20 protein-coding genes and 1 tRNA gene are annotated in these 21,365 nt (G+C 51.8%); 12 read left to right on the forward strand and 9 right to left on the reverse strand.

What is annotated here, in order from left to right:
- Nucleotides 1-263: 263 nt before the first annotated feature.
- On the forward strand, nucleotides 264-1,094 hold the full coding sequence (locus B3Z17_RS07110) for an undecaprenyl-diphosphate phosphatase (RefSeq protein ID WP_286829161.1): 831 nt from the start codon (nucleotides 264-266) through the stop codon (nucleotides 1,092-1,094).
- Here the strand turns inward: B3Z17_RS07110 and B3Z17_RS07115 are convergent.
- Nucleotides 1,091-1,741, reverse strand: coding sequence for a glutathione S-transferase family protein (locus B3Z17_RS07115; RefSeq protein WP_286829162.1), 651 nt, complete (start codon nucleotides 1,739-1,741; stop codon nucleotides 1,091-1,093). The genes B3Z17_RS07110 and B3Z17_RS07115 overlap by 4 nt on opposite strands.
- 87 nt (nucleotides 1,742-1,828) lie before the next feature.
- Between B3Z17_RS07115 and B3Z17_RS07120 the strand changes: the two genes are divergently transcribed.
- The gene (locus tag B3Z17_RS07120; RefSeq protein ID WP_286829163.1) at nucleotides 1,829-2,278 is read left to right on the forward strand and encodes a MarR family winged helix-turn-helix transcriptional regulator; all 450 of its coding nucleotides are present in this window, start codon (nucleotides 1,829-1,831) and stop codon (nucleotides 2,276-2,278) included.
- On the opposite strand, the gene B3Z17_RS07125 is transcribed toward B3Z17_RS07120, so the two are convergent.
- A complete protein-coding gene (locus tag B3Z17_RS07125) occupies nucleotides 2,275-3,231 on the reverse strand; it encodes a complex I NDUFA9 subunit family protein (RefSeq protein ID WP_286829164.1) in 957 nt (318 codons plus the stop codon). The genes B3Z17_RS07120 and B3Z17_RS07125 overlap by 4 nt on opposite strands.
- Before the next feature lie 214 nt (nucleotides 3,232-3,445).
- On the opposite strand from B3Z17_RS07125, the gene B3Z17_RS07130 reads away from it, so the two are divergent.
- Nucleotides 3,446-3,532: transfer RNA gene (locus tag B3Z17_RS07130), tRNA-Leu, on the forward strand.
- A gap of 118 nt (nucleotides 3,533-3,650) precedes the next feature.
- On the opposite strand, the gene B3Z17_RS07135 is transcribed toward B3Z17_RS07130, so the two are convergent.
- Nucleotides 3,651-3,872, reverse strand: a complete 222-nt coding sequence (locus B3Z17_RS07135) for a helix-turn-helix domain-containing protein (protein ID WP_286829165.1) — start codon at nucleotides 3,870-3,872, stop codon at nucleotides 3,651-3,653.
- Between the two features lie 162 nt (nucleotides 3,873-4,034).
- Here B3Z17_RS07135 and B3Z17_RS07140 point away from each other — a divergent pair, with 162 nt between their 5' ends.
- From B3Z17_RS07140 to B3Z17_RS07165, 6 genes are all read left to right on the forward strand, one after another.
- Nucleotides 4,035-4,253 (forward strand): hypothetical protein, encoded by a 219-nt coding sequence (locus B3Z17_RS07140; RefSeq protein ID WP_286829167.1) that lies wholly within the window; start codon nucleotides 4,035-4,037, stop codon nucleotides 4,251-4,253.
- Nucleotides 4,254-4,265: 12 nt separating this feature from the next.
- Nucleotides 4,266-5,450: a site-specific integrase gene (locus tag B3Z17_RS07145; RefSeq protein WP_286829168.1), complete on the forward strand. Its 1,185-nt coding sequence runs from the start codon at nucleotides 4,266-4,268 to the stop codon at nucleotides 5,448-5,450.
- A 4-nt stretch (nucleotides 5,451-5,454) separates the two neighbouring features.
- A complete protein-coding gene (locus tag B3Z17_RS07150; RefSeq protein WP_286829169.1) occupies nucleotides 5,455-5,886 on the forward strand; it encodes an MbcA/ParS/Xre antitoxin family protein in 432 nt (143 codons plus the stop codon).
- 35 nt (nucleotides 5,887-5,921) lie between these two features.
- The gene (locus B3Z17_RS07155) at nucleotides 5,922-6,113 is read left to right on the forward strand and encodes a hypothetical protein (RefSeq protein ID WP_286829170.1); all 192 of its coding nucleotides are present in this window, start codon (nucleotides 5,922-5,924) and stop codon (nucleotides 6,111-6,113) included.
- Between the two features lie 12 nt (nucleotides 6,114-6,125).
- Complete coding sequence (locus B3Z17_RS07160; protein WP_286829171.1) at nucleotides 6,126-6,476, forward strand: hypothetical protein; 351 nt, start codon at nucleotides 6,126-6,128, stop codon at nucleotides 6,474-6,476.
- Between the two features lie 99 nt (nucleotides 6,477-6,575).
- A complete protein-coding gene (locus B3Z17_RS07165) occupies nucleotides 6,576-7,235 on the forward strand; it encodes an NAD(P)/FAD-dependent oxidoreductase (RefSeq protein WP_286829172.1) in 660 nt (219 codons plus the stop codon).
- Nucleotides 7,236-7,881: 646 nt separating this feature from the next.
- Here the strand turns inward: B3Z17_RS07165 and ftsH are convergent.
- Nucleotides 7,882-9,693, reverse strand: a complete 1,812-nt coding sequence (gene ftsH / locus B3Z17_RS07170) for an ATP-dependent zinc metalloprotease FtsH (RefSeq protein WP_286829173.1) — start codon at nucleotides 9,691-9,693, stop codon at nucleotides 7,882-7,884.
- A gap of 348 nt (nucleotides 9,694-10,041) precedes the next feature.
- Between ftsH and B3Z17_RS07175 the strand changes: the two genes are divergently transcribed.
- The 3 genes from B3Z17_RS07175 to B3Z17_RS07185 all read left to right on the forward strand — a co-directional run bounded on the left by B3Z17_RS07175 (nucleotide 10,042) and on the right by B3Z17_RS07185 (nucleotide 12,899).
- Nucleotides 10,042-10,818 carry an alpha/beta fold hydrolase gene (locus B3Z17_RS07175; protein WP_286829587.1) on the forward strand — a complete coding sequence of 259 codons (777 nt, stop codon included), beginning with the start codon at nucleotides 10,042-10,044 and terminating at the stop codon, nucleotides 10,816-10,818.
- 209 nt (nucleotides 10,819-11,027) lie between these two features.
- On the forward strand, nucleotides 11,028-12,089 hold the full coding sequence (locus B3Z17_RS07180) for a phospholipase D-like domain-containing protein (RefSeq protein ID WP_286829174.1): 1,062 nt from the start codon (nucleotides 11,028-11,030) through the stop codon (nucleotides 12,087-12,089).
- A 111-nt stretch (nucleotides 12,090-12,200) separates the two neighbouring features.
- Nucleotides 12,201-12,899, forward strand: coding sequence for a lycopene cyclase domain-containing protein (locus B3Z17_RS07185; RefSeq protein WP_286829175.1), 699 nt, complete (start codon nucleotides 12,201-12,203; stop codon nucleotides 12,897-12,899).
- Here the strand turns inward: B3Z17_RS07185 and B3Z17_RS07190 are convergent.
- The 5 genes from B3Z17_RS07190 to B3Z17_RS07210 form a co-directional block, all read right to left on the reverse strand.
- Nucleotides 12,896-14,170, reverse strand: a complete 1,275-nt coding sequence (locus tag B3Z17_RS07190) for a hypothetical protein (protein WP_286829176.1) — start codon at nucleotides 14,168-14,170, stop codon at nucleotides 12,896-12,898. The two genes, B3Z17_RS07185 and B3Z17_RS07190, sit on opposite strands and share 4 nt — an antisense overlap.
- Before the next feature lie 77 nt (nucleotides 14,171-14,247).
- Nucleotides 14,248-15,576, reverse strand: coding sequence for an APC family permease (locus B3Z17_RS07195; protein WP_286829177.1), 1,329 nt, complete (start codon nucleotides 15,574-15,576; stop codon nucleotides 14,248-14,250).
- A 234-nt stretch (nucleotides 15,577-15,810) separates the two neighbouring features.
- Entirely contained in the window at nucleotides 15,811-17,670 is a 1,860-nt protein-coding gene (gene nqrF, locus B3Z17_RS07200) for an NADH:ubiquinone reductase (Na(+)-transporting) subunit F (protein ID WP_286829178.1), read from the reverse strand.
- The gene (locus tag B3Z17_RS07205) at nucleotides 17,667-18,398 is read right to left on the reverse strand and encodes a PepSY domain-containing protein (protein WP_286829179.1); all 732 of its coding nucleotides are present in this window, start codon (nucleotides 18,396-18,398) and stop codon (nucleotides 17,667-17,669) included. Before B3Z17_RS07205 ends, nqrF begins: the two co-directional genes overlap by 4 nt.
- A 73-nt stretch (nucleotides 18,399-18,471) precedes the next feature.
- Entirely contained in the window at nucleotides 18,472-21,192 is a 2,721-nt protein-coding gene (locus B3Z17_RS07210) for a TonB-dependent receptor (protein WP_286829180.1), read from the reverse strand.
- Between the last annotated feature and the right edge of the window lie 173 nt (nucleotides 21,193-21,365).

Genomic DNA, 21,365 nt, shown 5'->3' on the forward strand with positions numbered 1-21,365 from the left:
TAATAATAGTGTCTGCGAATCTGCTTGCGCGCATTATATGTTCAAAAATCTCAAATTTCACGTAAAAAATTCATAATAGGACAAATAAGCTGACCTATTATTCCTAAATATACCAAATATAATGATTCTTTTCCAGCCCTTAGGGTGATTATTAGTACCATAATGGTATTATATAGTGTCTCGCATCCCGATTGGGGCGCTGATATAAGGAATCAGCATCAAGACCGGCGCGCGTATGACCGGCCTGAGGGAGGACGTTACCCGTGACCGCATTGCATCTTTTCGTTCTGGCGATTGTTCAGGGCATCACCGAATTTCTGCCCATCAGCTCGAGCGGTCATCTGATCCTTGTGCCTGCCCTCACCGGCTGGCCGGACCAGGGGCTTGCGATGGACGGTGCCGTGCATGTGGGCACACTGGTCGCAGTGCTTCTTTATTTCCGGGAAGATACCAAAGGCCTGTTCCTGGCCGCCCTTGGCGCCGTCGGCATTGCCCCGGCCCGCCGCGCGGTGGCGGACACCATATATGCGAAGCTGTTCTGGGCCCTGGTGATCGCCACCATCCCGGCAGTGATTTTCGGCTTTGCGGTGAAAATATCCGGTCTCGCGGACCTGATGCGCGGCGCGGCTGTGATCGCCACCACCTCAATCGTCTTTGGCCTGCTGCTGTGGGTTGCCGACAAGAAGGGCGCGACTGAGAAGGCGCTGGACCGCATGGCGGTCAAGCCGGCGCTGATCATCGGCTTCGCGCAGGTCCTGTCGCTCATCCCCGGCACCAGCCGCGCGGGCATCACCATGACGGCGGCGCGCTACCTGGGCTTTGGCCGCCAGGAAGCCGCGCGCTTCTCCATGCTGCTGTCGATCCCCACCATCATCGGCGCCGGTGTGCTGCTCGGCAAGGACGTGGCCGAAAGCGGCGACCCGGTTATCTGGATCGACGCCGCCATCGGCGCGGGCCTGTCGTGCCTGGCCGCCCTTGCCGCCATCCATTTCCTGATGAAATGGCTGGAGCGCGCCAACATGACCATTTTTGTGGTCTACCGGGTGCTTCTGGGCATTGGCCTTTTCGCGCTTATCGGCACAGGCGCTATCTAAGCCGCAGCCTTTAGCAGAAACGAGTTCCGACGGCCGAGGAACGCCCGCAGGTCGCCGGTATATGTTGCAGCAACCGCGCGCTGAACCGATGGGCGCGCCGCCAGCCGCTGCCGCCAGGCCGCCAGCGCCTCCAACCCCGCCAGAAGGCCATGATCAAGGAGCTGGTCGAACAGGTCGAAATACCGGAAAACCGGCGCATATACTGCGTCCAGCAAACTAAACGCTGCGGCAGTCGGCCACCCGGCCTCCGCCGCTGCCTGCTCCAGCTTTTCAAATTCCCGCCTCAGGTCAACCCGCGCGCCTTCATATGCCACCGCATCACGGGCACTGTATAGTCGCCCGATAGCATTCAGCAGGGAGCCCGCAAAGGCCACCCAGGCCCGCATATGGGCACGCGCCGCCGGGTCTGTCGGATACAGGACTGGCTCAATCGTGTCTTCCAGATATTCCAGAATCGCGACGGATTCGAACAGGACCGCGTCACCATCCTTCAAAAGCGGCACCTTGCCGTGCGGGGACAGGGCCAGAAACCAGTCCGGCTTGTTCGCGAGATCGATATTTATGCGCTCAAACCTTCGCGCTTTTTCATCAAGCACGATAGAAACACGTTGAGCATAAGGACACAGGGCATAACTGATAAGCTTCATGGGTTTTCTCCTTCGCTGCGTATATACATGCAATTGCATGTATTATCAATATTGATGCAAATGCATGTACCTGCTAGAAACCAGGGCATGTTCAAAGAACCCAGCAAACAGGCGCAGAAGGCCTGGATATCCATGATGCGCGCCAGCCAAAGCCTGCTGGCTGACATTGACCAGCAGCTGAAGCGGCAGGGGCTGCCGCCCCTGGAGTGGTATGACATTCTTTGGGAGCTTGAGCGCGCGGGCGCAGACACCCTTCGGCCACAGGACCTCGAACAGCGCACCCTGTTGGCCCAGTATCAGATGTCCCGCGTGCTGGGGCGCATGGAAGCCGCCGGCCTGATAACCCTTGCCAAAATGGAGCAGGACAAACGCGGCCGCACCGTTACCATCACGGACGAAGGGAGCCGTGTCCGTGCCACCATGTGGGAATGCTACGGCACCTTCCTGCGCACCCGGTTCGACGGCGCGTTGGAGCCGGCACAGTTATCAAGCCTGAGCGACCTCATGGCACAATTGCGGCCGGACGATCGGCCCTAGGACGCCTTGAACTGTCCCTTGGGCCGATATTGCTGGCTGTAACGCGGCAACACACCCGCGATGCCTGTCGGCTTGATGCCGAAGGCCTCGAACCCCAGCGCACCTTCCGACACGACATTGTCTGACCGCAGAAGCGTCACCTGATCGCGCGTCAGCGGCGGGTTGGGGAGCATCTGCAGGAAGGTGGCCTGCAGCATGGCCAGGCCCCACGGCACACGGATGATCGGCCTATGCGTTCCGATCCGGTCCATCATGTCTTCGAGAAGCGCGCGCAGGCTCATTACCCGCGGGCCGCCAAGCTCGAATGTCTTGCCTTCAAAGGCCCGATCTCCAGAAGTCAGGCCGCCATGGCTCGCCATCACGGCGGCCTTGGCCACGTCATCCACATAGACGGGCTGGAACTTTGTATCCGCGCCGGGGATGGGCAGGACGGGCAACAGTTTCACCAGCTTGGCGAAGCGGTTGTAGAAGCCGTCCTCAGGGCCGATGACCACGCTGGGGCGCAGTATCGTCGCCGTCGGAAAAGCTGCCAAAACCGCGTCTTCGCCCATGGCCTTGGTGCGGGCATAGCGGCTGTCGGACGCGTGCGTGGCCCCCAGCGCCGACATCTGCACCATGTGTTTGACGCCTTCTTCTGCCGCCACGCGGGCCACCAGCCCCGCGCCTTCCGCCTGCAGGGCCTCAAATGTCTGGCCGCCGCTGTTGAACAGGATGCCCACCAGGTTGATCACGGCGTCCGCGCCGCGGATGGCGCGCCTGACCGATGGCTCATTCTTCAGATTCGCGGCCATAAGCTTTATCTGGCCCAGGTCCCCCAGCGGTTTGAGGAACAGGGCCTCGTTGGGGCGGCGCACGGCCACCCGCACCTGCGCGCCTTCGCGCGCCAGCTGTTCGACGATATATCTGCCGATAAATCCAGACCCACCAAAGACAGTGACAAGCCGTTCTTTCATTGTCTAAGCCCCTTCTTCCAAAAGAAAAATCGTCCCGACCGGACCAGTGTATACCGAGCGCGGGTCTGCTGCAATTGGCCCGGCGTTCCCTTCTGTACGCGGCCACCGGGGTATCCGGATGGAGGCCCCTTCAAAATTTGTGATTTTTTTGAAACTGGATGCTTGACAGCACCCCCCCGGGCGCGCTACATCCCGCCGACCAATTGATACCCGTGCCCAGATGGCGGAATTGGTAGACGCGCTAGCTTCAGGTGCTAGTGTCCGTATGGACGTGGAGGTTCGAGTCCTCTTCTGGGCACCAACTATAACTCTTTGAAATACAAGAGTTATTCAGAAATTAAAAAGGCCGCTTTGAGTATATTCTCTAGCGGCCTTTTTAATTTTATACCGGATTTATACCGCTGTTATACCGCATACCACTACTCGGGTACCCGAACAGCAATGCCCTCAAGCTCACAATTAAAATAACCACATAGCTTATCGAGGTTATCAGTGGTCGCATTGTAGCCATGGGTATTCATCATTCTGGATAATGTCTGTCTACTGATGCCCGTAGATTTCGAGATTTCGTCCATCGATATTCGGCGTTTTTCTGAAAATTCCTTATCGGCGATCCGCTCTTTCAACAAAAACCTAATCATGTGGAGACCTCCAGAAACCTTAATTCTGTAGCTACCACATCACCTACGTACCGTCAAAAATTAAAAATGTATCACATACTTTACATATGAGCCTTGACATTACACGTCACATACGTACCATATATGTTACTTATCATTCATGTATGGCACAAGGAGGTTGTGATGAACTTTACTTACCTGACTACGGACGAATTAGCTGAACGTATTAAGTACGACGCGAGGACGATTCGTAACTGTCTGAAAGATTCGGTACTGATTGAAGGCATCCACTATATTCGCCCGTTTGGAGGTCGAAAGATTCTCTACAAGTGGGAGCAGATCGAAGAGGACATGAATGGCGCTCCTTCCGTGAGTCGCTTGATGCAGTCCGTTATGGCCTAATGGTGGCATCAAATGGCTACAATTAGCGAATGCAACGGAAAACTGCTTTTCGATTTCAGGTACAGGGGTATCAGGGTGAAAGAATATACGCCCTTACCCGATACCCCTGCCAATCGCAGGAAAATGAAAGTGATCCTGGATCGGATCGAGGCGGAAATCCTACTTGGGACTTTCGACTACGCTGAATACTTTCCCAATTCAAAACGCGTAGAAAAATTCCGGGTCATCGAAAATCGCACTGCATGTGCGCGATCAAACATGCCGACATTCAAAGAGTTTGCGGAGGTATGGTTTCTTGAAAAGCGACCAGAGTGGCGAAATAGCTATATCACCAACATTAGGCAAACGATGGACAAGTATCTTTTGCCGACGTTTGGTGCAAAACCACTCGATACGATTACCAAGGCAGACATTCTATCGTTCAGGAGCGATCTCGTTCGGCAAGACGGCCTAAAAGGTCGGAAATTATCACCGTCACGCATCAACCATATCCTGACCCCAGTTCGGCAGATTCTGACAGAAGCGTCGGACCGATATAGCTTTCAGACACCCTATCGAAACATCAAACCCATCAAGGTACCTCGGTCAGATGTTGAGCCCTTCACTCTACAAGAAGTGAAACTAATTCTGGATCATATCCGGGAGGACTTTAGGGCCTACTACACCGTCCGCTTTTTTGCCGGGTTGCGAACAGCGGAAATTGACGGCCTCCCATGGGACTCGGTGGACTTTGAAAGACGGCAAATCCTCGTAAAACAAGCCATTGTGAATGGCGAGATTGTTCCGACCAAAACGGATGGATCCTACAGAACGGTCGATATGTCCATGCCTGTCTATCAGGCGATGACGGAGCAGCAGAAAGCCACCAAAGGGCAGACTTATGTTTTCTGCAATAGGGCAGGCCAACCGCTAAGACACAATGATGTCACCAAGAAGGTTTGGTATCCCATTCTTAATCTCCTGGGCCTAAAAAAGCGCCGCCCCTATCAAACCCGCCATACGGCGGCTACCCTTTGGCTTGCTGCTGGTGAGAACCCCGAATGGATTGCCCGCCAAATGGGCCACGCCAACACCAAAATGCTGTTCGAAGTCTACAGCCGCTATGTCCCTAATCTTACCCGAAAAGACGGCTCAGCTTTCGAGCGACTATTGAAAGCTGAGCTCAACCACCCGCGAGCCACGACAGACAAGGAATAAGAAAATGACCCGGATGAAATACGCAATGCAAACAGCCCCCAAACTGTTACCAGCAGACCCTTTCCACCAGAAACTTGCCATTGAGCTTTCCTTCACAATCATGCGCGGTTGGGCGTTATCTGACAGCGAGCAATTCACGCTGACCGGCCTCAAAGACGCCTATATCTTTCAGTTATGGCAACAGCGGGTTTTCACTGAATTGAGCAAGGAGACTTATCTTCGCCTTGCCTGCGTCATCGATGTAAACCGGCAGCTGAAACTAATGGGCACGACAGCCCCTTCAACCGTCCGGTGGCTCAAGTCGAACAATCCCGCTTTTCAGGATCAAAGTCCGCTCCATCATATGCTCAGCCATGGCCTGGAAGGCATTCAAGATGTGAGCAGGGTTCTTTGTCAGCAGGCTCACTACCCGCTCAATACCACCCAGCTTCACTAACCATCCCTAGCCACGACCCACCAAAGGAGGCACCAATGACTGCTTCTCACGCTACTGCTACGTCTAAAATCGCTGGTACACAGCCCCTAAAGACAGTAATCAACGAATATCTCACCACCTGCCACAAAGAGTTCATTGCATGGCTCTTTGAACAAGCTGCCAAAGGCGGTTATCACATTCTGCTCGTGCTAGCAGGATTGATCTCTGAAGCCACAAACTGGTTCTGAGGGAGGCAAGACATGAACAAAATATATGATGGCGTCATCGAAGACGCATGCCTGGTTTCCTTTACGGATGCTCCTGAGCATCACAAAAATCTTCGTTTGCTATGTGGTACTGTTGTGGAAGATAGGCTCCAGCGCTTCCGCCCTGGCGATGCCTTCCGATCATCGCCTGTCCTTGAGGTTGATGGCGACAATGTTCGCACCGCCAATAGTCTCTACCAAGTGAAAGGTTCGCTGGACCATATCGAGCTGCCATGGTCTCACCTTGAAGCAGTGCTCAGATTGATGCACCCGAGGGAAATCAAAGACTTTGTGGATGGGGGCTTCACAGAAATCCTTATTCAGGCCGAAACTAAGAAAAGATGAAGCATCTTAAATGTTAGATAAATCAGTCACAGTTGCAATGCTAGTATACAATACCCGAATTCGTACTGTTCAGAATGCAGGATATGGTGGGGCGGCATTGTGACGACACAAAAGGCAATCCAAATTGTTGGCGCAGGCCCATCGGGTTTGGCTTGCGCCATAGTATTGGCTCGCGCAGGCTTCAAAGCTAAAATTTATGATAGAAGGCCGGGAGTTGGCGGCCGATTCCATGATGACTTTCAAGGGCTAGAGAACTGGACCGCAAAAGACGACATATTGCGGGAGCTTGAGCTCGCAGGAATGAAAATCAATTTTGATGTCCTTCCGGTCCGGCATGGTACAGCCTTTGATGCTTGGGATCATGCCTACGACATCAATAGTAATGCACCACTATATTATCTCGTCCGCCGGGGGCAAAAGGCCGGAACCCTTGACCGGGGCCTACTACAACAAGCCCTGGATTTAGATGTGGAAATACAGTTTGGCCATCCGATTGAAGAGGTCGATAGCCCTGCGGTGCTAGCTATCGGTCCACGTACTGCTGACGCGATTGCCACAGGCTACATATTTGAAACGACCATGCAAAATGGAAGCTGGATTTGTTTCAACAAAGAATTGGCCCCCCTTGGCTATTCATATCTACTTGTTTGGCAGGGGCGCGGCACAGTGGCAAGCTGCATGTTCACAGGCTTTAAAAGCCACCAGAAGTTTGTTGATCGTACCGTCGCATTCTTTGAAAAAAAATTGGCCTCCAAATGACCAATCCGCGCCAATTCGGGGGCTACGCGAATTTCCGGTTACCGGAGACTGCCACCCAGGGCGACAATTTGGTCATTGGCGAACAGGCCGGGTTTCAAGATGCTCTTGCGGGCTTCGGAATGGGCTATGCTATACGATCTGGCATATTGGCAGCACGCAGCATCATTGAAGGTACGAGCTATACGCGGCTCTGGAGACGTGAACTGCTCTCGCAGCTCAGAACATCTGTTTGCAATCGATTTATCTTCAATGTCGCGGGGCGATATGGTCACAGATATGCTATCGCAAACCATATAGCCACTGGCGACGCCCGCGAAGCACTGTCTGCATTGTATCAACCATGGTGGTTAACAAGGCTATTACAGCCCATCGCGTTGTTGCGCTACAGGCATCCTCTGCGCGACAAAAGCTGTGATCATATAGATTGTACATGTGTTTGGTGTGAGCATGGCATCACCGGCCACCCAAGCCAACACGATGGATAAGACATCAAGCCATCTCAGCGCAAATCGCAGCTACTGCAGGACTACCCTGGGGGCTTTGGATGCTTTGCACAGAGGATATTTTACTATGTTAACTATGCCCGTGAATATCCTGACAAGTGGGCTCGCAACAACCTTGCCACATTAGGTTTGGCTCAAGGAACCTACTTAGAGTGCCGATGAAGATATTGCCCCAATTCTTTACCACTTAGTGTTTCCTTTTCCAATAGACCCGCGGCAGCTGCATTGAGAATATCTCGTTTTTCTCGGAGAATATTTGTTGCTGCATCAAAAGCCTTATCAATTAAATCATGCACGGCGCTATCAATCTTACTCGCTGTTTCTTCACTATAGTGCCGCACACGTTCTGGCGCGGGGCTAAGAAATTGTTGCGGCTCAACTTCATAGGCTATTTGCCCAAGAGCCTCGACCATACCAAAACGGGTAACCATAGCACGAGCGATATCAGTCGCCTTCGCCAGGTCATCGGCGGCACCGGTAGAGACTTCATCAAAAATGAGAGCTTCAGCTGCACGCCCCCCCAATAGAACCGCCATCTTATTTTGGAGCTCGGTTCGACTCATTAGAAAACGATCCTCTGTCGGTCGCTGGATAGTATACCCCAGCGCACCAACACCACGCGGGATAATCGATACTTTGTGAACTTCGTCTGTCCCGGGCAAAGACATAGCGACAAGGGCATGCCCCATTTCGTGAAATGCCACAACATTCCGTTCATGGGGATTCAACAGTCGATTCTTTTTTTCCAGACCAGCAACGATGCGCTCGATCGCTTGATTGAAATCTTCCAAGGTAACAGCGTCGGCACCGCGGCGTGTCGCTAAAAGGGCTGCTTCGTTCACAAGATTTTCAATGTCCGCGCCACTAAAGCCTGGAGTCAAAGCGGCAATTTGAGCCAGATCAACATCGTCTGCCACTTTGGCTTTTCGAGTATGAACCTGCAAAATAGCTAGGCGCCCACCCTTATCGGGGCGATCTACCAAAACCTGCCGGTCAAACCGACCGGCACGTAGCAGTGCCTGATCCAAAATTTCCGGGCGGTTCGTAGCTGCGAGCAAAACCAAGCCATCCCTTGGGTCGAAGCCGTCGAGTTCAGACAACAACTGATTGAGCGTTTGCTCTTTTTCATCATGCCCACCCAATCCAGGATACGCTCCACGGGCACGGCCCAAAGCGTCTAATTCATCGATGAATATAATTGCTGGGGCTTGTTTGCGAGCTTGCTCGAAAAGATCCCGTACTCGTGCCGCGCCAACGCCAACAAACATTTCGACAAATTCGGAACCATTAATTGAGAAGAACGGCACCCCCGCTTCTCCCGCCACGGCTCTGGCAAAAAGTGTTTTTCCAGTTCCTGGAGGGCCGACCAGCAAAATACCCTTTGGCATGCGGGCGCCCAATCGACCATATCCTTTTGGCTCCTTCAAGAAATTGACTATTTCCTCCAGCTCAGCCTTGGCTTCATCGACACCAGCGACATCTTCGAATGTAACCTTGGTGTCCGTTTCCAAATATACCTTGGCCTTGCTTTTCCCAATCGACATTGCTCCTCCGCCAAGGCCCTGCTTTTCCGCCATCCGACGGATTAAAAACATCCAGATGGCCACAAAAAATAGTGTCGGTAGCAACCAGGACATTAGGTCACTTAAAAAGGTGTCTTCCACAACACCAGCAACCTTAACGTTATATTTAGAAAGCTGTTCCGCTAAGGCTGGGTCAACTCTAACAGCTATGACATGTTGCAGTTGCTCGCCGTTGCCGCCTTTCAGCGTGCCTTGAACATATTGCGAGGTTATCACCACCTCGCTCAATTGATCACTTCTGAGATAGTCCTCGAATTCGCTGTATGCGACCGTAGTGACGTGAGGCTTCTGAGCAATAACATCTTGAAGAAGAAGAATGCCAAACACCGCCAAAACGACATACCAAAAGTAGATTCGTGTTTTCTGGTCCATCCTTACGCTCCATATAGCCGGCTTGAGACTTACCTCACCCGTTATATTAACAGAGCACTCGAGCTAAGCATCAAGATACTATTGCCACGATACAGGTGCCTCTTTGATTTATGTCAACAGCTACCGTTGTTACTCAATCGATAGTTCATACGATTATAGGTAATCATCGCAAGCTGATAGATTTTGTGGTCGCTGCTTCACTGACGCAGGAAGTATATTGATCTGCTCCCGCTTCATGCTTGTGGAAATATTGCATTGCGACATAATCTTTCAAAACACAAACGCCCTGAACTGATGCCCATGAACAAAACAATGTCTGAGACGCTATCACTCACGTTTCTTGGTGATATGTCACCGAAAAAAGCTTCCGCGGACGAACCTCTTGTATTTTTACATGGGCTCGGTGGTACAACCCGTTACTGGACCTGTATGCTAGATAGAGCACCACTTGGTCGGCCAGCAATTTTTGTAGATTTGTTAGGATTTGGGGACTCTCCTCGACCTTGGTGCCGTTATACGGTAGACCGTCACATAGCTACCCTCCACAATTCGCTTGCATCATTGGGGCCTATCACATTGATAGGCCATTCGCTTGGAGCCGCATTAGCGCTCATCTATGCTTCGCGGTATCCAGAACAGGTCAGATCTCTCGTCCTTATCAGCTTACCCTGTTTTCACGACAAAAAGCGCGCGTCAAAGTGGTTTCGGCACATGCCCGGTGGCTGGATATTTACGAACATGGTGATAGCCGCATTAGTGTGCATGTTTACTCGTCGCGTAATAGGCCACCTGCTGCCCCTCATCTTAACTGACTATCCGCGTGAAGTTGCAGAGGACCTCGTGAAGCACAACGCGATGTCGTCCATCACATCACTATGGAACATTCTCTATCGTCGAGATTTGACTAATGACGCCCAAGAGATTTCCCCCAATATCGACGTTCTTTGTATCCACGCCATCGATGATGACACCGCGCCCTACGCGGAAACAGCGGCTCTTGTTGGAAAGATGGAAAATTGGAAAATTCGCCAGATAGACGGTGCTCGACATCATCCCTGGCTTTTGAATACGCAAGCCTGCCTAGAAGCAATCAAAGATTTCTGCGACCGCCGGAGAGCACCATAATGGCATGCCCGATACGGTTCACCTATCGGGCAGTAGCCTCTAGCTGCCTTCTCTATTATCCACAAGCTTATCTTATTATTTAACGATGGAACAAGATAACCAAGTCGGCCTTTCAACGGATTCCCGTTGATCACAGTCCAAATAGGTTTAGGTTAAGGAAATTGTCTATTTCTTGTCGCATGGAACTCGATCCGATGCAGCAATCCTACATGGAAAAGTTTGATCTTTTTGTCGACGGTGATGAATTGTACAGCTCAATGTTGTCGACAATCGCGACCGCAGAGAACACCATCGACTTTGAGAGCTATATTTTTGCTGATGATGTGGTTGGCAATCAATTCGCCAAGGCCTTGGTTCAGCGAGCTCAGCAGGGGGTCAGCATTCGATTGCACCTTGATGCGGTTGGATCAATGTTTGCAGCCTCCCGTCACTTGGAAAAGTATTTACGCAACGGCGGGGTACAGGTGCAATGGTTTCACCGTTGGAATTGGCGATGGCCCTGGCGCTATAACCGACGGAATCACCGTAAACTGCTGGTTATCGACAACAAAATTGCATTTCTAGGTGGCTTCAACATTCACAAGGAAAACTCCCGCAAATCCTATGGGGATTCATGCTGGCGAGACACGCATATCCGTTTTGAAGGGCCTGTAACTCAAGCAGCGTCCCAAACCTTTGACGCATTCTGGCGCGGCTGTAAGGTTCACACCAATGATTTGCAGAGCACAGAAACAGTCTTGCTGCACAACCCAACCCGTTCCTGTCGGCACCGCCTCAGATGCACCTACATGGCATCATTTCTGGCCGCAAAATCATGTATCTATATAACAACACCATATTTTGTGCCTGACCACCGCCTATTAAAACACATGAAACAGGCAGCCCGGCGCGGCGTTGATGTCAGGCTGTTGGTTCCGAGAATAAGTGACGTACGAATAGCACAGTGGGCCGCGCGCCATTTCTATGCTTCCCTGATAAAGGCGGGCGTTCAAATTTATGAATACCTGCCAAGAGTACTGCATGCCAAAACAGTGGTTGTAGATGATACATGGTCTGCGATAGGCACAGCAAACCTAGACTATCGCAGCTTCTTTCTTAATTACGAACTGACATTGGCAACCAATAATCACATGTTGGCAAAAGGCCTCCGAGAACAATTTTTGTCGGACCTAGACGTGTCCGAAAAAATCCTGTTGAGGAATTGGAACACAAGATCCAGACTTTCCAACATTCTTGAGCATATGGCTGTTATGTTCAGGCGTTGGCTGTAAACAAAAATAAATCTGCGAACTTCACATATAGGCTGTTCACAGTCTCCTCCCTGAACCAAGAAGGGGTGCTGGCAGAGGACGTTAGCTAAACTGGAGAGGGAGAATGCCGTGATGGCCATGCATTATACATATCTAACATGGAGCCTTCTGTTACTCGCAATCTGGGGAGGTGTTTTTGTTGCCAACCGGACAGAAAAGAAGAAAATGCTCTTCGTCAGCGTAAGTACCATGCCACTTGGGTTAACCGAGCCGCTTTTTTATCCAGAATATTGGTTCCCACCTACCCTTTTCGATTTGGCGGCCCGAACAGGTTTCGATGTAGAAAGCCTGATCTTCTCCTTTTCGGTTGGAGGACTTGCAAGCGCACTATACGGCATTGGGCAACGCACCGACATGGAGCTTATGCCAGAATGCACCAAACGCCAGAAACGCCATCGCTTTCACAAATTAGCACTGGCGTCACCAATATTGGCCTTTATACCTATGTTTATCTTCTTAGAACTGAACGCAATTTATATTGCTTCTATCTCAATGGCTGTGGGTGGCCTGGCTACTTTTTTGTGTCGGCCAGACCTTTTTAAGAGAATGATTTGGAGCGCCAGTATTTTTGTGGGCCTCTATTTCCTGTTTTTCGCCGCTATGAGCTGGTCACACCCAGACCTGGTTTCTCTATATTGGAATAATAACGCCATCAGCGGATGGACCATCGTCGGAGTGCCAGTGGAAGAGCTGTTGTTTGCTGTAACCTTCGGCTTTATGTGGGGCGGTCTGTATGAGCATCTCGGATGGTACAGGTCCATCCGTACTTAGCCCGCAGGCAAGGCAAATAGAACCGCGAACGTCAATATACCCGCCATCGTTACAAAACACATAAGGCGCAAGCCTTCTTTTATACTTGCAATGCCACCCTGACAAATCACCCAAATTCCCAATAGTGTTTGCAGAAGGTAATATAGGGCAAACGCGCGCGACGCGAATGCAATGATAGCAAAGATATCCGTGACCCAAATGAGTATGATTGCACTTCCTACAATACCTAAATAAGCGGTACGGCTCGAAAGCCTTTGATCGCTCTCCTGTTCGAGCAATCCCCCGGCACCGACTGTATCAGCAACCGCTGCGCTAAACTGGCTCATGATTGCTGCTAAGGCCAAAAGTGCAGGTAGAACTGGGGCTGCAAAAGCCGACAGGTCAATTATCGCTGTTTCATCTGGATTGCCCTGTTCCAGGTGATGGATCAAGGGCAGAACCAAAATGATAAAGAACAGATATATAACCGCTGAAAGACGCTGAGCTAACTTCATGCTGGCAATCCGCTTATCCGCGCTATATTCGCTTGCTAGATAACGCGACGTCTCAAACCCTTGTACGACCAGCAGCATACCAGCCAACATTCTCAATTGATCCAAAAAGGAAAGATGGGCAGCTCGCACGCCAACAAAGGAAAAACCCTCGACCAGGTTGTGATGTAGCAAGCCTGCTAACAACGCTACAATGATTGCAAGCTTAACGGAAACTGCGAGCGTTTCCATGCGTTCGAGAGCGGTCAAGCCGTAGCGCCAACCCAGACCACCGATTGCTGCCAAAACAATTGTCGTAAAGGAAGCCTCCATAAAGGGGGCCGTATCTTCGAAAGCACTAAACAGAAAGGCCGACATCAAACGCAAATAGAACGCGATCGAAATAACATAGGCGATCGAGAGGGTTATACCGGAGGCATGTTCCAATCGCCGCACAATCAACGGCTGGTAACTTCCCGCGTGTCTTTCACAATAGTTGATATTGAATCGGATGACAGCACCAATGCCGTAAGCAACAAGCAATATACTGGCCATTGCCAATGGCGCCAACTCTCCAGCAACCTCAGCCATTAAAGGTGCGATGATTAGAAATCCACTCCCTATAATGGAGGCAAGGGGCGTCGCTGTCGCGCGCCAAAATGAGGACTGTCGCAGGTGCTTGTTCTGGAGTATTGCGAAAGCAAGAACAGCAACCAGCAACACAGACTCGTTCAACAACAGCATAGAGGAGCTATTGGTTGACATCGGTGCTGTGGTTCCTACTGATTGCGTATTTTGCAATGCACCTCCTCCACATACAAGTCCTGAAGGTCTGAGCCTTAAAAACCCTGAACTAGCTTTTCACTTTCGAGGGGCCGCTAATGATGGTGGTGTTCATGGCCCGCATCACCTGCTCCTCGAAGGTTGCGCAGGTAAAATCTTTCGAAAGCAAATACAGCAGCAATGCTGCTCGCGGAGACGATAATGATGAAGGGGTCAGTGGACCCTCTGATAAAGATAAAGGCCCCCAACATAAGCGCATCCAGAACCATTGCCACAATCAGAACCCATATCGCCGCTGAGACATCGCGACGCAGGTGTCTAAACACGCCCCAGTGAATGATTATGTCCATCAGGAGGTAGAATATGGCTCCCATTGACGCGATCCGGCTCAGATCAAAGAAGGCCGCCAGCAGGCTTGCCAATACCACCGTATAGACCAGTGTGTGTTTCTGAATCCCACCCGGCATTCCGAAATGGCTGTGGGGAATCAGCTTCATGTCTGTAAGCATCGCCAGCATGCGCGACACGGCAAACGTGCTAGCAAGCAGACCAGATGCAGTTGCGATCAAGGCAATGATCACTGTGAATACAACACCATCCTCCCCTATCGCGGGGCGTGCTGCTTCAGCCAATGAATAGTCTTTTGCTTTGACGATTTCGGCGACAGACAATGTTGAGCCAACGGCAAAACTGACCGCAAGATAAACGGCAAGGCATATCAACAAAGACAGGACGATGGAGCGGCCCACGTTTTTCTTCGGCTCCTTCACCTCGTCACCGCTGTTCGTGATCGTCGTGAACCCTTTGTAAGCCAGGATGGCAAGGGCCATAGCAGCCAGAAAGTCCGGCAGGGATCGGTTAGGAGGTTCTCCACTCAGCTTTGGCGCAAAGCTGAAATCCGCCGCCCACAGGGCCAACAGGGCAAAAATTACAATCCCGCTTACTTTGATAACTGCAGAAGCCAGGGATATCCGGCCAATAATTTTGTTCCCGGAGATATTGACCAGAAAGGCCGCGACGATCAGCCCCACAGCAATAGTCGGAACCAGGATTTCGCCCTTGTCAGTGTCAATCAACCGCAACAGATATGTCGCGAATGTCCGGGCCACCAGGCTTTCGTTAATGATCATGGAAAAAGCCATCAGGAGCGCTGCAGCACCCGTGATGGTGGCAGGCCCATAGGCCTTGTGCAGGATCATCGCGATGCCACCAGCCGAAGGATATTTGCGCGAAACCACGATGTAACTGTAGGCGCTGAAGCCGCTTACGATTGCCGCCAGAAGGAACGCAAGCGGGAACCACGGCCCTGCGTATTCCGCAACCTGCCCCGTGAGCGCAAAAATGCCTGCGCCAATCATGACACCAGTTCCCATTGCCACGGTTGCGATCAGTGACAGGCTTCCCTTTTCATATGTCGGCTTCATTTGTCTCCCTTTTTTCAATCAAGTCCCAAGTATAGTTCTCTTTCTCAACCATAAAGATCACGGTGCCAAACCGAAGCAATATAAGACCTGTACATTCAGATTGTCCTAACCTTGTAAATTGAACGAGACCTTGAGGGTTCCAGTGACTGTAAGGTCAAATTGAATCAATAGATAAATGCGAAAGCCGATACCTAAATCAGCTTTCGCTTACACCTACTTTAATTGGCGAATCGATCAGATACCGAAATCGTCGAAATCTATTCGGGCATCGTCCACACCCATTTCCTTGAGCATGGCCAGAGTGGCCTCCAGCATCTTGGGCGGACCACACAGATAGAAGTCGCACTCGTGAAGGGCTTTATGACCCTCCAGATATTCTCGGCGCACCACCTCGTGGATCATGCCGGTATATCCCTGCCAGTCGGTGTTTGCCGCTTCTGACAAGGCAACATACCAGTTGAAGTTCGGATGCAGCCTTTCCAGAGTCTCAAAGGTTTCCTGGTAATAGACATCAGCACTCGTCCGGGCACCATACCAGAACGTCATCGGGGTCTTTTCGCCCTGATTGCGCAGAGCATGCATGATCATGGATCTAAGCGGTGCCATTCCGGCTCCGCCGCCAATGAAGACCTTTTCGCGTGCGTTGTCCTTGAGGGCGAAATCACCAAAAGGTCCGCGCAGAGTTACCTTTTCCCCGACTTCCAGGCTGCACATGTAAGCAGAACCTGCTCCCACAGGAACGGCGACATCACCGTTTTGTGGCAAGGCCACCCTGACATTCAGCAAAAAGTCGGCTCCGAATTCCTCAGGCGCGTTGGCCATGGAATAGGTACGGTGCAACGTTTCCTCGGTGCCCACTTCATGTAAAACATGGCTTTCGGCCCAGGCATCCTTCAGAGGTTGAGGCAGGTTTTTAAGGGAAGCCAGTGTCCTGCTGTAGGGCGGAATTGTCACCTGCATATAACTGCCGGGCCGGAAGGCTGGCGCCTCGCCGGACAGCGGACGCAGCCGCAGTTCACAGATAAACGGAGTAACAAACCGGGTCGCAACCACCTCGGCCTCAAAATCCCGGGCAGACAGCAGATCGCTTGCCACAGTGATCTTCTCCGTACTGTCGGACTGGTGCTGGCAGGACAGGCGGTAACCGGCTTCAATTTCACTGGCAGGAATTTGCCGCAAGTCAGCCGCAGTTGCGACCGGGGCCGGTGCCATGCGAACCCGGCAGAGGCCGCATGTTCCACCACCACCACAGGTGGACGGCAAGTGAATATCTTCCGCGGCCAACGCATCGAATAGGGTCTTGCGTCCCCGACTGATGACTTCTCGCTCAAAATGGCTGCCATCATCTGACACCAGAAGTTTTCTGGCATCACCCCGTTGCCGGACTGCCGCAACCAGGTTGAAATCACCACGGCGGAAATTTTCGACCAGCATGATGACACCGGTCAAGGCAAGCCACAGCACAATCCATCCTGACAGGATAACAAACATATTGTTGAAATCCTTACGGTTTTCGTAATCCATGATGTGCAGCATCCAGAAGATATCAAACAGACGCCATGTGTCCTGGCGACGCTCCCAGATGCGCCCTGTCTCGGCAGAAAGGTAAAAGGAACTATTTTCCTCGTCATCGAAGTCAACACGCCAGCCCGGCCCAACACTTTCGCGGGTTTCCATGGTTGGTGCGGTGATCGGCGTCACATTCTTGACCGTACCGTTACCGGCATAGTCGGCCACTGCGATTTCACGCGCCTTTTCTGCGTCAATGATGACGGGTTGAGCTGTCCTGGCATCAAACATACGGGTGCCGGTCTCTGTCCGCACCTTATAGATAGGTTTGCCCTGAAAGAGGTCCATTGTGACACCTTTCAGCACATCGCTGCCTGAAACCTGCACGAGCACTTCCCGCTCATTAGCAAACGGACCCAATGCGGCCAGACCGGCCGGCTCTGCATGCACATGCTTGCGAAGGTGATGCCCTTCCACCTGGTCATGCTCGAACCAGCTCATCATGAAGCCGCTCAACATCCAGAGCATTAGTTGAAGCCCCAGCAAAAGGCCGACCCATTTATGGGTAACACGCATCAAATTCATGACATGTCTCCCAAACCGCCGGTAGCCTTCCGGTTTTTCCGCCTGAAACTGTAAAACAGCAGCCAAATGCCCGTTAGAGAAAGAATGGTGCCGACAAACGCAGCTACACGGAGCAGATTGTTGTTCATGTCCGACCGGTCTTCATAGTCCATAATATGGAGCATCCAGACAAAATCGAACATGCGCCAGAAATCATGCCGTCGGGTGACGAGCCGACCGTCATTCGGCGATACATAAAGACTGGTCGCGATTGCGTCATTGAAATCAATTCGCCAAAGCGGTAGCGGGCGGGTCTGGATTTCGGTTGGTGCGTCCTTCTTGTCTGTTAAAAGGCTTGCACCAATGATCTGTCCGTCCAGAGCATAGTGATATTCTGCGACTTCTCGCGCGGCCTGTTCGTCAAGAGGAGAAACCAGTTCACCCGTGTAGCCATTGACCAGCTTCGGCCCTTCCGGCGAATAAATCCGGTAATGCGGATTACCCAGCCAGGAAACAAGTTGAATACGAGATGCATTCGGGTTTCTTGCCAGAATAGTCGAATAGGGAACCACATCTTCGTGGTCCGCCACGAGCGGGTCATCCATGTTTTTCACAAGATGATCACCATGGATATAGTCCAGATTAATCGTGACCATATAGACCCCGCTGATCATCCAGAGCAGGGCCTGGATACCAATCACCAGTGCCAGCCACTTGTGCCACCGGCGGGATAAAAACGAAGCGCGCATTTAGAAACCCCAAAAGTGCAATTAATAAAACAGTAGCCAAGGGCGGGAATATCCCGCCCTTGGGATCGCCACCCTAGTTCATCCGATATGTAAACCGGAGATAGCCGCGGCGACCGGCCAGATCATAGGTCATGGTGTCGGTATTCCCGTCCGTCCATGATGCCACATATGGTGGGTTCTTCTGGAACAGATTGTCGATACCAAGGCTCAGCTTCATTGCTTCGTTGAAGGAATAGGAGAACTGAACATTATGGTAGAAAACAGCCTTCATATGGGAGCCGACACCCTCCGTTGCATTGAAGTCGTCACCACTACCAATCATCTGAACTGAGTAGGTGCCAGACCATTTCTCGGCACTGGTTGACCAGGACGCATTGGCCCGCCAGTGTGGGTAGCCACCATTGCCGCCACCGATGAAACCATCAAACTCAAATGGTTCGTCACCATCAAAGGCCGTGGATTCATATTTAGCAAGGTAGGTAGCCTTCACGTCCAGCGAGTGTGCAAGGCCTTCCGTGTCGAAGTTATAGACAGCGCCAAAATCGACACCTTTCATAACTTCACGCCCTGTGTTGGTCTTCTGCGTCGAGAGATAGTTGATATCACCGTTCACAGAGTTCCTGGTGTGGTGATCCGGACCACAGAAAATGTGCGACAGGCTTGGCGAGTTGTAGCAGATGGACAGCTTAGTCGAGCCCGGGGTTTCGCGGATGGCATCTTCGATCTCGATATCGAAATAATCGACGGTGAAGGACAGCCCATCAAGCGGCTGCAGTACAAGGCCCAGCGTCATCGACTTTGCTGATTCCGGCTGCAGATCCGGGTTGCCACCACGGTCTGTCAGGATCGTGTTACCAAGTTGAACATAATTCAGCGGTACGCCGGCGGCCTGACAGTTCTGGTAAACCGTGCTTGAGCTATCAAGGGAGGCATAACCCGAGCAAGGATCTGTCGTGGTCAGGTTGCCCTCGGACACACCACCGAACAGTTCTGGCACATTCGGAATTCGGAAGGCCGTTGTATAGGTACCGCGCAACTTGATCGCATTCGACGCTTGCCAGTTCAAACCAATCTTGTAGTTGGTATCTCCACCGAACAGGTCATAATCCGAATAACGAATGGCTAGGTCCATATCCAGCGTTTGAACGAATGGCAGATCAGCCAGGAGTGGCACGTGCATTTCTGCATATACTTCCTTGGTTTTGGTCGTACCGGAAATCGGATCTTCCTGGTTACCGAGTGCCAGCCCTGCAACAACAAGAGAATCCGGATTACGCCAGCCTTTTTCCTTACGCCATTCCACACCACCGGCGATGCCGACCATACCTGCAGGCAGCTCAAACAGATCGCCGCTGATATTACCACTGACGCTGATCTGTTCGTTGCCGCCGGTGCCTTGCTGGTTAAATACGATGTAATCAAGCACCTCTTGGGACACATCGCCAAAACCAAGGTAATCACCGCAAGGTATGCCGCCAGAGCCACAAACATCAGTGTCCAGCGTTTCACCAAAACGCTGCATGTTGATATTGTTGGCAATGGCATCCAGACCTGTGTTCCGGCCCCAGTTGAAAGCAACATCATAAGACCAGTGGTCATTGATCGTTCCTTCAACACCAGTGACAACTCGCCACGTATCGACTTCCTGGAGGAAGTCACGGGCACCGTTCTCCAGCAGGCGGCGACGCTCAAGCGTAAAGTCCACACCTGTCGGGTTTGTCGGGTGATCCGCTGCATAAAACACATCGCGCAGAGTTGCGGGTGAAGCGGGCTGCATCGATTCCCTGTGTGTATACATCAACTCTGCAAACAGGCGGGTCTCATCGTTTAAGTTATACGAACCCAACGTTGTGAAGCTGAACCGCTCAATCGGTTGAACCGCATTGAAATACGGATTGTAGTTAAACGAGTGCCTGGAACCGTCATAAGGCTCGTAGAAATCACCGTCACCCGCACCCTGATTGAAGTTGATGCGCGTCGGCTCCGTCAAAACCGTGCCGTCCGGCAAGGTAGCTCCGGCAGGCAATGTCGCACGGCCACCAATGGTGGAAGAACTGCCGCCACATTCCAGTCCGCCGTTCCCGTCCGGGAAAAGAGGGCATGGTGCCCGGCTGTCGTCAGCAAGAGGTGACGCCTTGTTATCCTGATAGCTCATGTTGACCATGATGTTGCCGGCATCGCCGGATGCACCCCATGTCAGGTCAACAAGATATTCTTCGCCATCACCTTCGTCGGTCATGCCGAACTTGCCCTCAACCTCAAGGCCTTCGAACTCTTTTTTGGTAATCAGGTTCACCACTCCGGCAACCGCGTCGGCACCGTAGGTAGCCGAAGCACCATCCTTGAGAACCTCAACCTTGGAGATCAGGGACATCGGGATCATGGAAAGATCCACACTACTGTTTGCACCAGTACCGCCGAATACAACGCGGCGACCGTTCACCAGAACCAAGGTCCGGTTAACACCCAGACCTCTAAGGTTAATCTGTGGTGTACCCCAACCATTTGAAACCCAATAGGCATTGGTTTGGTTGCCACCAAACCCGGCTGCTGCAGGCAATCGTTGAAGAAGGACCTCAAGAGAGGTCACCCCCGTGGCCTCAATCGCCGCCTCATTCAGAACCGTTACGGGACCAACGCCCGACAGATCCTTGCGTTTGATCCGGCTGCCTGTAACGACGACTTCTTCAAGATCTATTTCCTCCCCGTCGTTAGAAATCGCAGGTGCCGTAGCGAGCGTCCCAGCCCCCAAGGCAGTCATGGCCATGAGCCAACTCAATCTAGTGTTTTTCATCTCGTAATTTCCTCCCGGTCTTTACCTGGTATTGTTGGACTCGCCACACACAAAACATCTGAAACAAGACGTCACCAAACTTCCCAGTTTATCCAGACCTGTCTAGACAACCATATATAATGAGAGAAACATTAGTATCGATTCAGGCGAAAGCAAGAACAAATCGACCAAAT

The sequence above is a fragment of the Kordiimonas sp. UBA4487 genome (genome assembly GCF_002389025.1).
Taxonomy (GTDB): Bacteria; Pseudomonadota; Alphaproteobacteria; order Sphingomonadales; family Kordiimonadaceae; genus Kordiimonas; species Kordiimonas lacus.

What these genes read in the sequence shown, in the direction of transcription:
- B3Z17_RS07115 (WP_286829162.1), bottom strand. Translation starts at nt 1,741, where the DNA reads ATGAAGCTTATCAGTTATGCCCTGTGTCCTTATGCTCAACGTGTTTCT.
- B3Z17_RS07120 (WP_286829163.1), top strand. Translation starts at nt 1,829, where the DNA reads ATGTTCAAAGAACCCAGCAAACAGGCGCAGAAGGCCTGGATATCCATG.
- B3Z17_RS07125 (WP_286829164.1), bottom strand. Translation starts at nt 3,231, where the DNA reads ATGAAAGAACGGCTTGTCACTGTCTTTGGTGGGTCTGGATTTATCGGC.
- B3Z17_RS07135 (WP_286829165.1), bottom strand. Translation starts at nt 3,872, where the DNA reads ATGATTAGGTTTTTGTTGAAAGAGCGGATCGCCGATAAGGAATTTTCA.
- B3Z17_RS07140 (WP_286829167.1), top strand. Translation starts at nt 4,035, where the DNA reads ATGAACTTTACTTACCTGACTACGGACGAATTAGCTGAACGTATTAAG.
- B3Z17_RS07145 (WP_286829168.1), top strand. Translation starts at nt 4,266, where the DNA reads ATGGCTACAATTAGCGAATGCAACGGAAAACTGCTTTTCGATTTCAGG.
- B3Z17_RS07150 (WP_286829169.1), top strand. Translation starts at nt 5,455, where the DNA reads ATGACCCGGATGAAATACGCAATGCAAACAGCCCCCAAACTGTTACCA.
- B3Z17_RS07155 (WP_286829170.1), top strand. Translation starts at nt 5,922, where the DNA reads ATGACTGCTTCTCACGCTACTGCTACGTCTAAAATCGCTGGTACACAG.
- B3Z17_RS07160 (WP_286829171.1), top strand. Translation starts at nt 6,126, where the DNA reads ATGAACAAAATATATGATGGCGTCATCGAAGACGCATGCCTGGTTTCC.
- ftsH (WP_286829173.1), bottom strand. Translation starts at nt 9,693, where the DNA reads ATGGACCAGAAAACACGAATCTACTTTTGGTATGTCGTTTTGGCGGTG.
- B3Z17_RS07175 (WP_286829587.1), top strand. Translation starts at nt 10,042, where the DNA reads ATGTCACCGAAAAAAGCTTCCGCGGACGAACCTCTTGTATTTTTACAT.
- B3Z17_RS07180 (WP_286829174.1), top strand. Translation starts at nt 11,028, where the DNA reads ATGGAAAAGTTTGATCTTTTTGTCGACGGTGATGAATTGTACAGCTCA.
- B3Z17_RS07185 (WP_286829175.1), top strand. Translation starts at nt 12,201, where the DNA reads ATGGCCATGCATTATACATATCTAACATGGAGCCTTCTGTTACTCGCA.
- B3Z17_RS07195 (WP_286829177.1), bottom strand. Translation starts at nt 15,576, where the DNA reads ATGAAGCCGACATATGAAAAGGGAAGCCTGTCACTGATCGCAACCGTG.
- nqrF (WP_286829178.1), bottom strand. Translation starts at nt 17,670, where the DNA reads ATGAATTTGATGCGTGTTACCCATAAATGGGTCGGCCTTTTGCTGGGG.
- B3Z17_RS07205 (WP_286829179.1), bottom strand. Translation starts at nt 18,398, where the DNA reads ATGCGCGCTTCGTTTTTATCCCGCCGGTGGCACAAGTGGCTGGCACTG.
- B3Z17_RS07210 (WP_286829180.1), bottom strand. Translation starts at nt 21,192, where the DNA reads ATGAAAAACACTAGATTGAGTTGGCTCATGGCCATGACTGCCTTGGGG.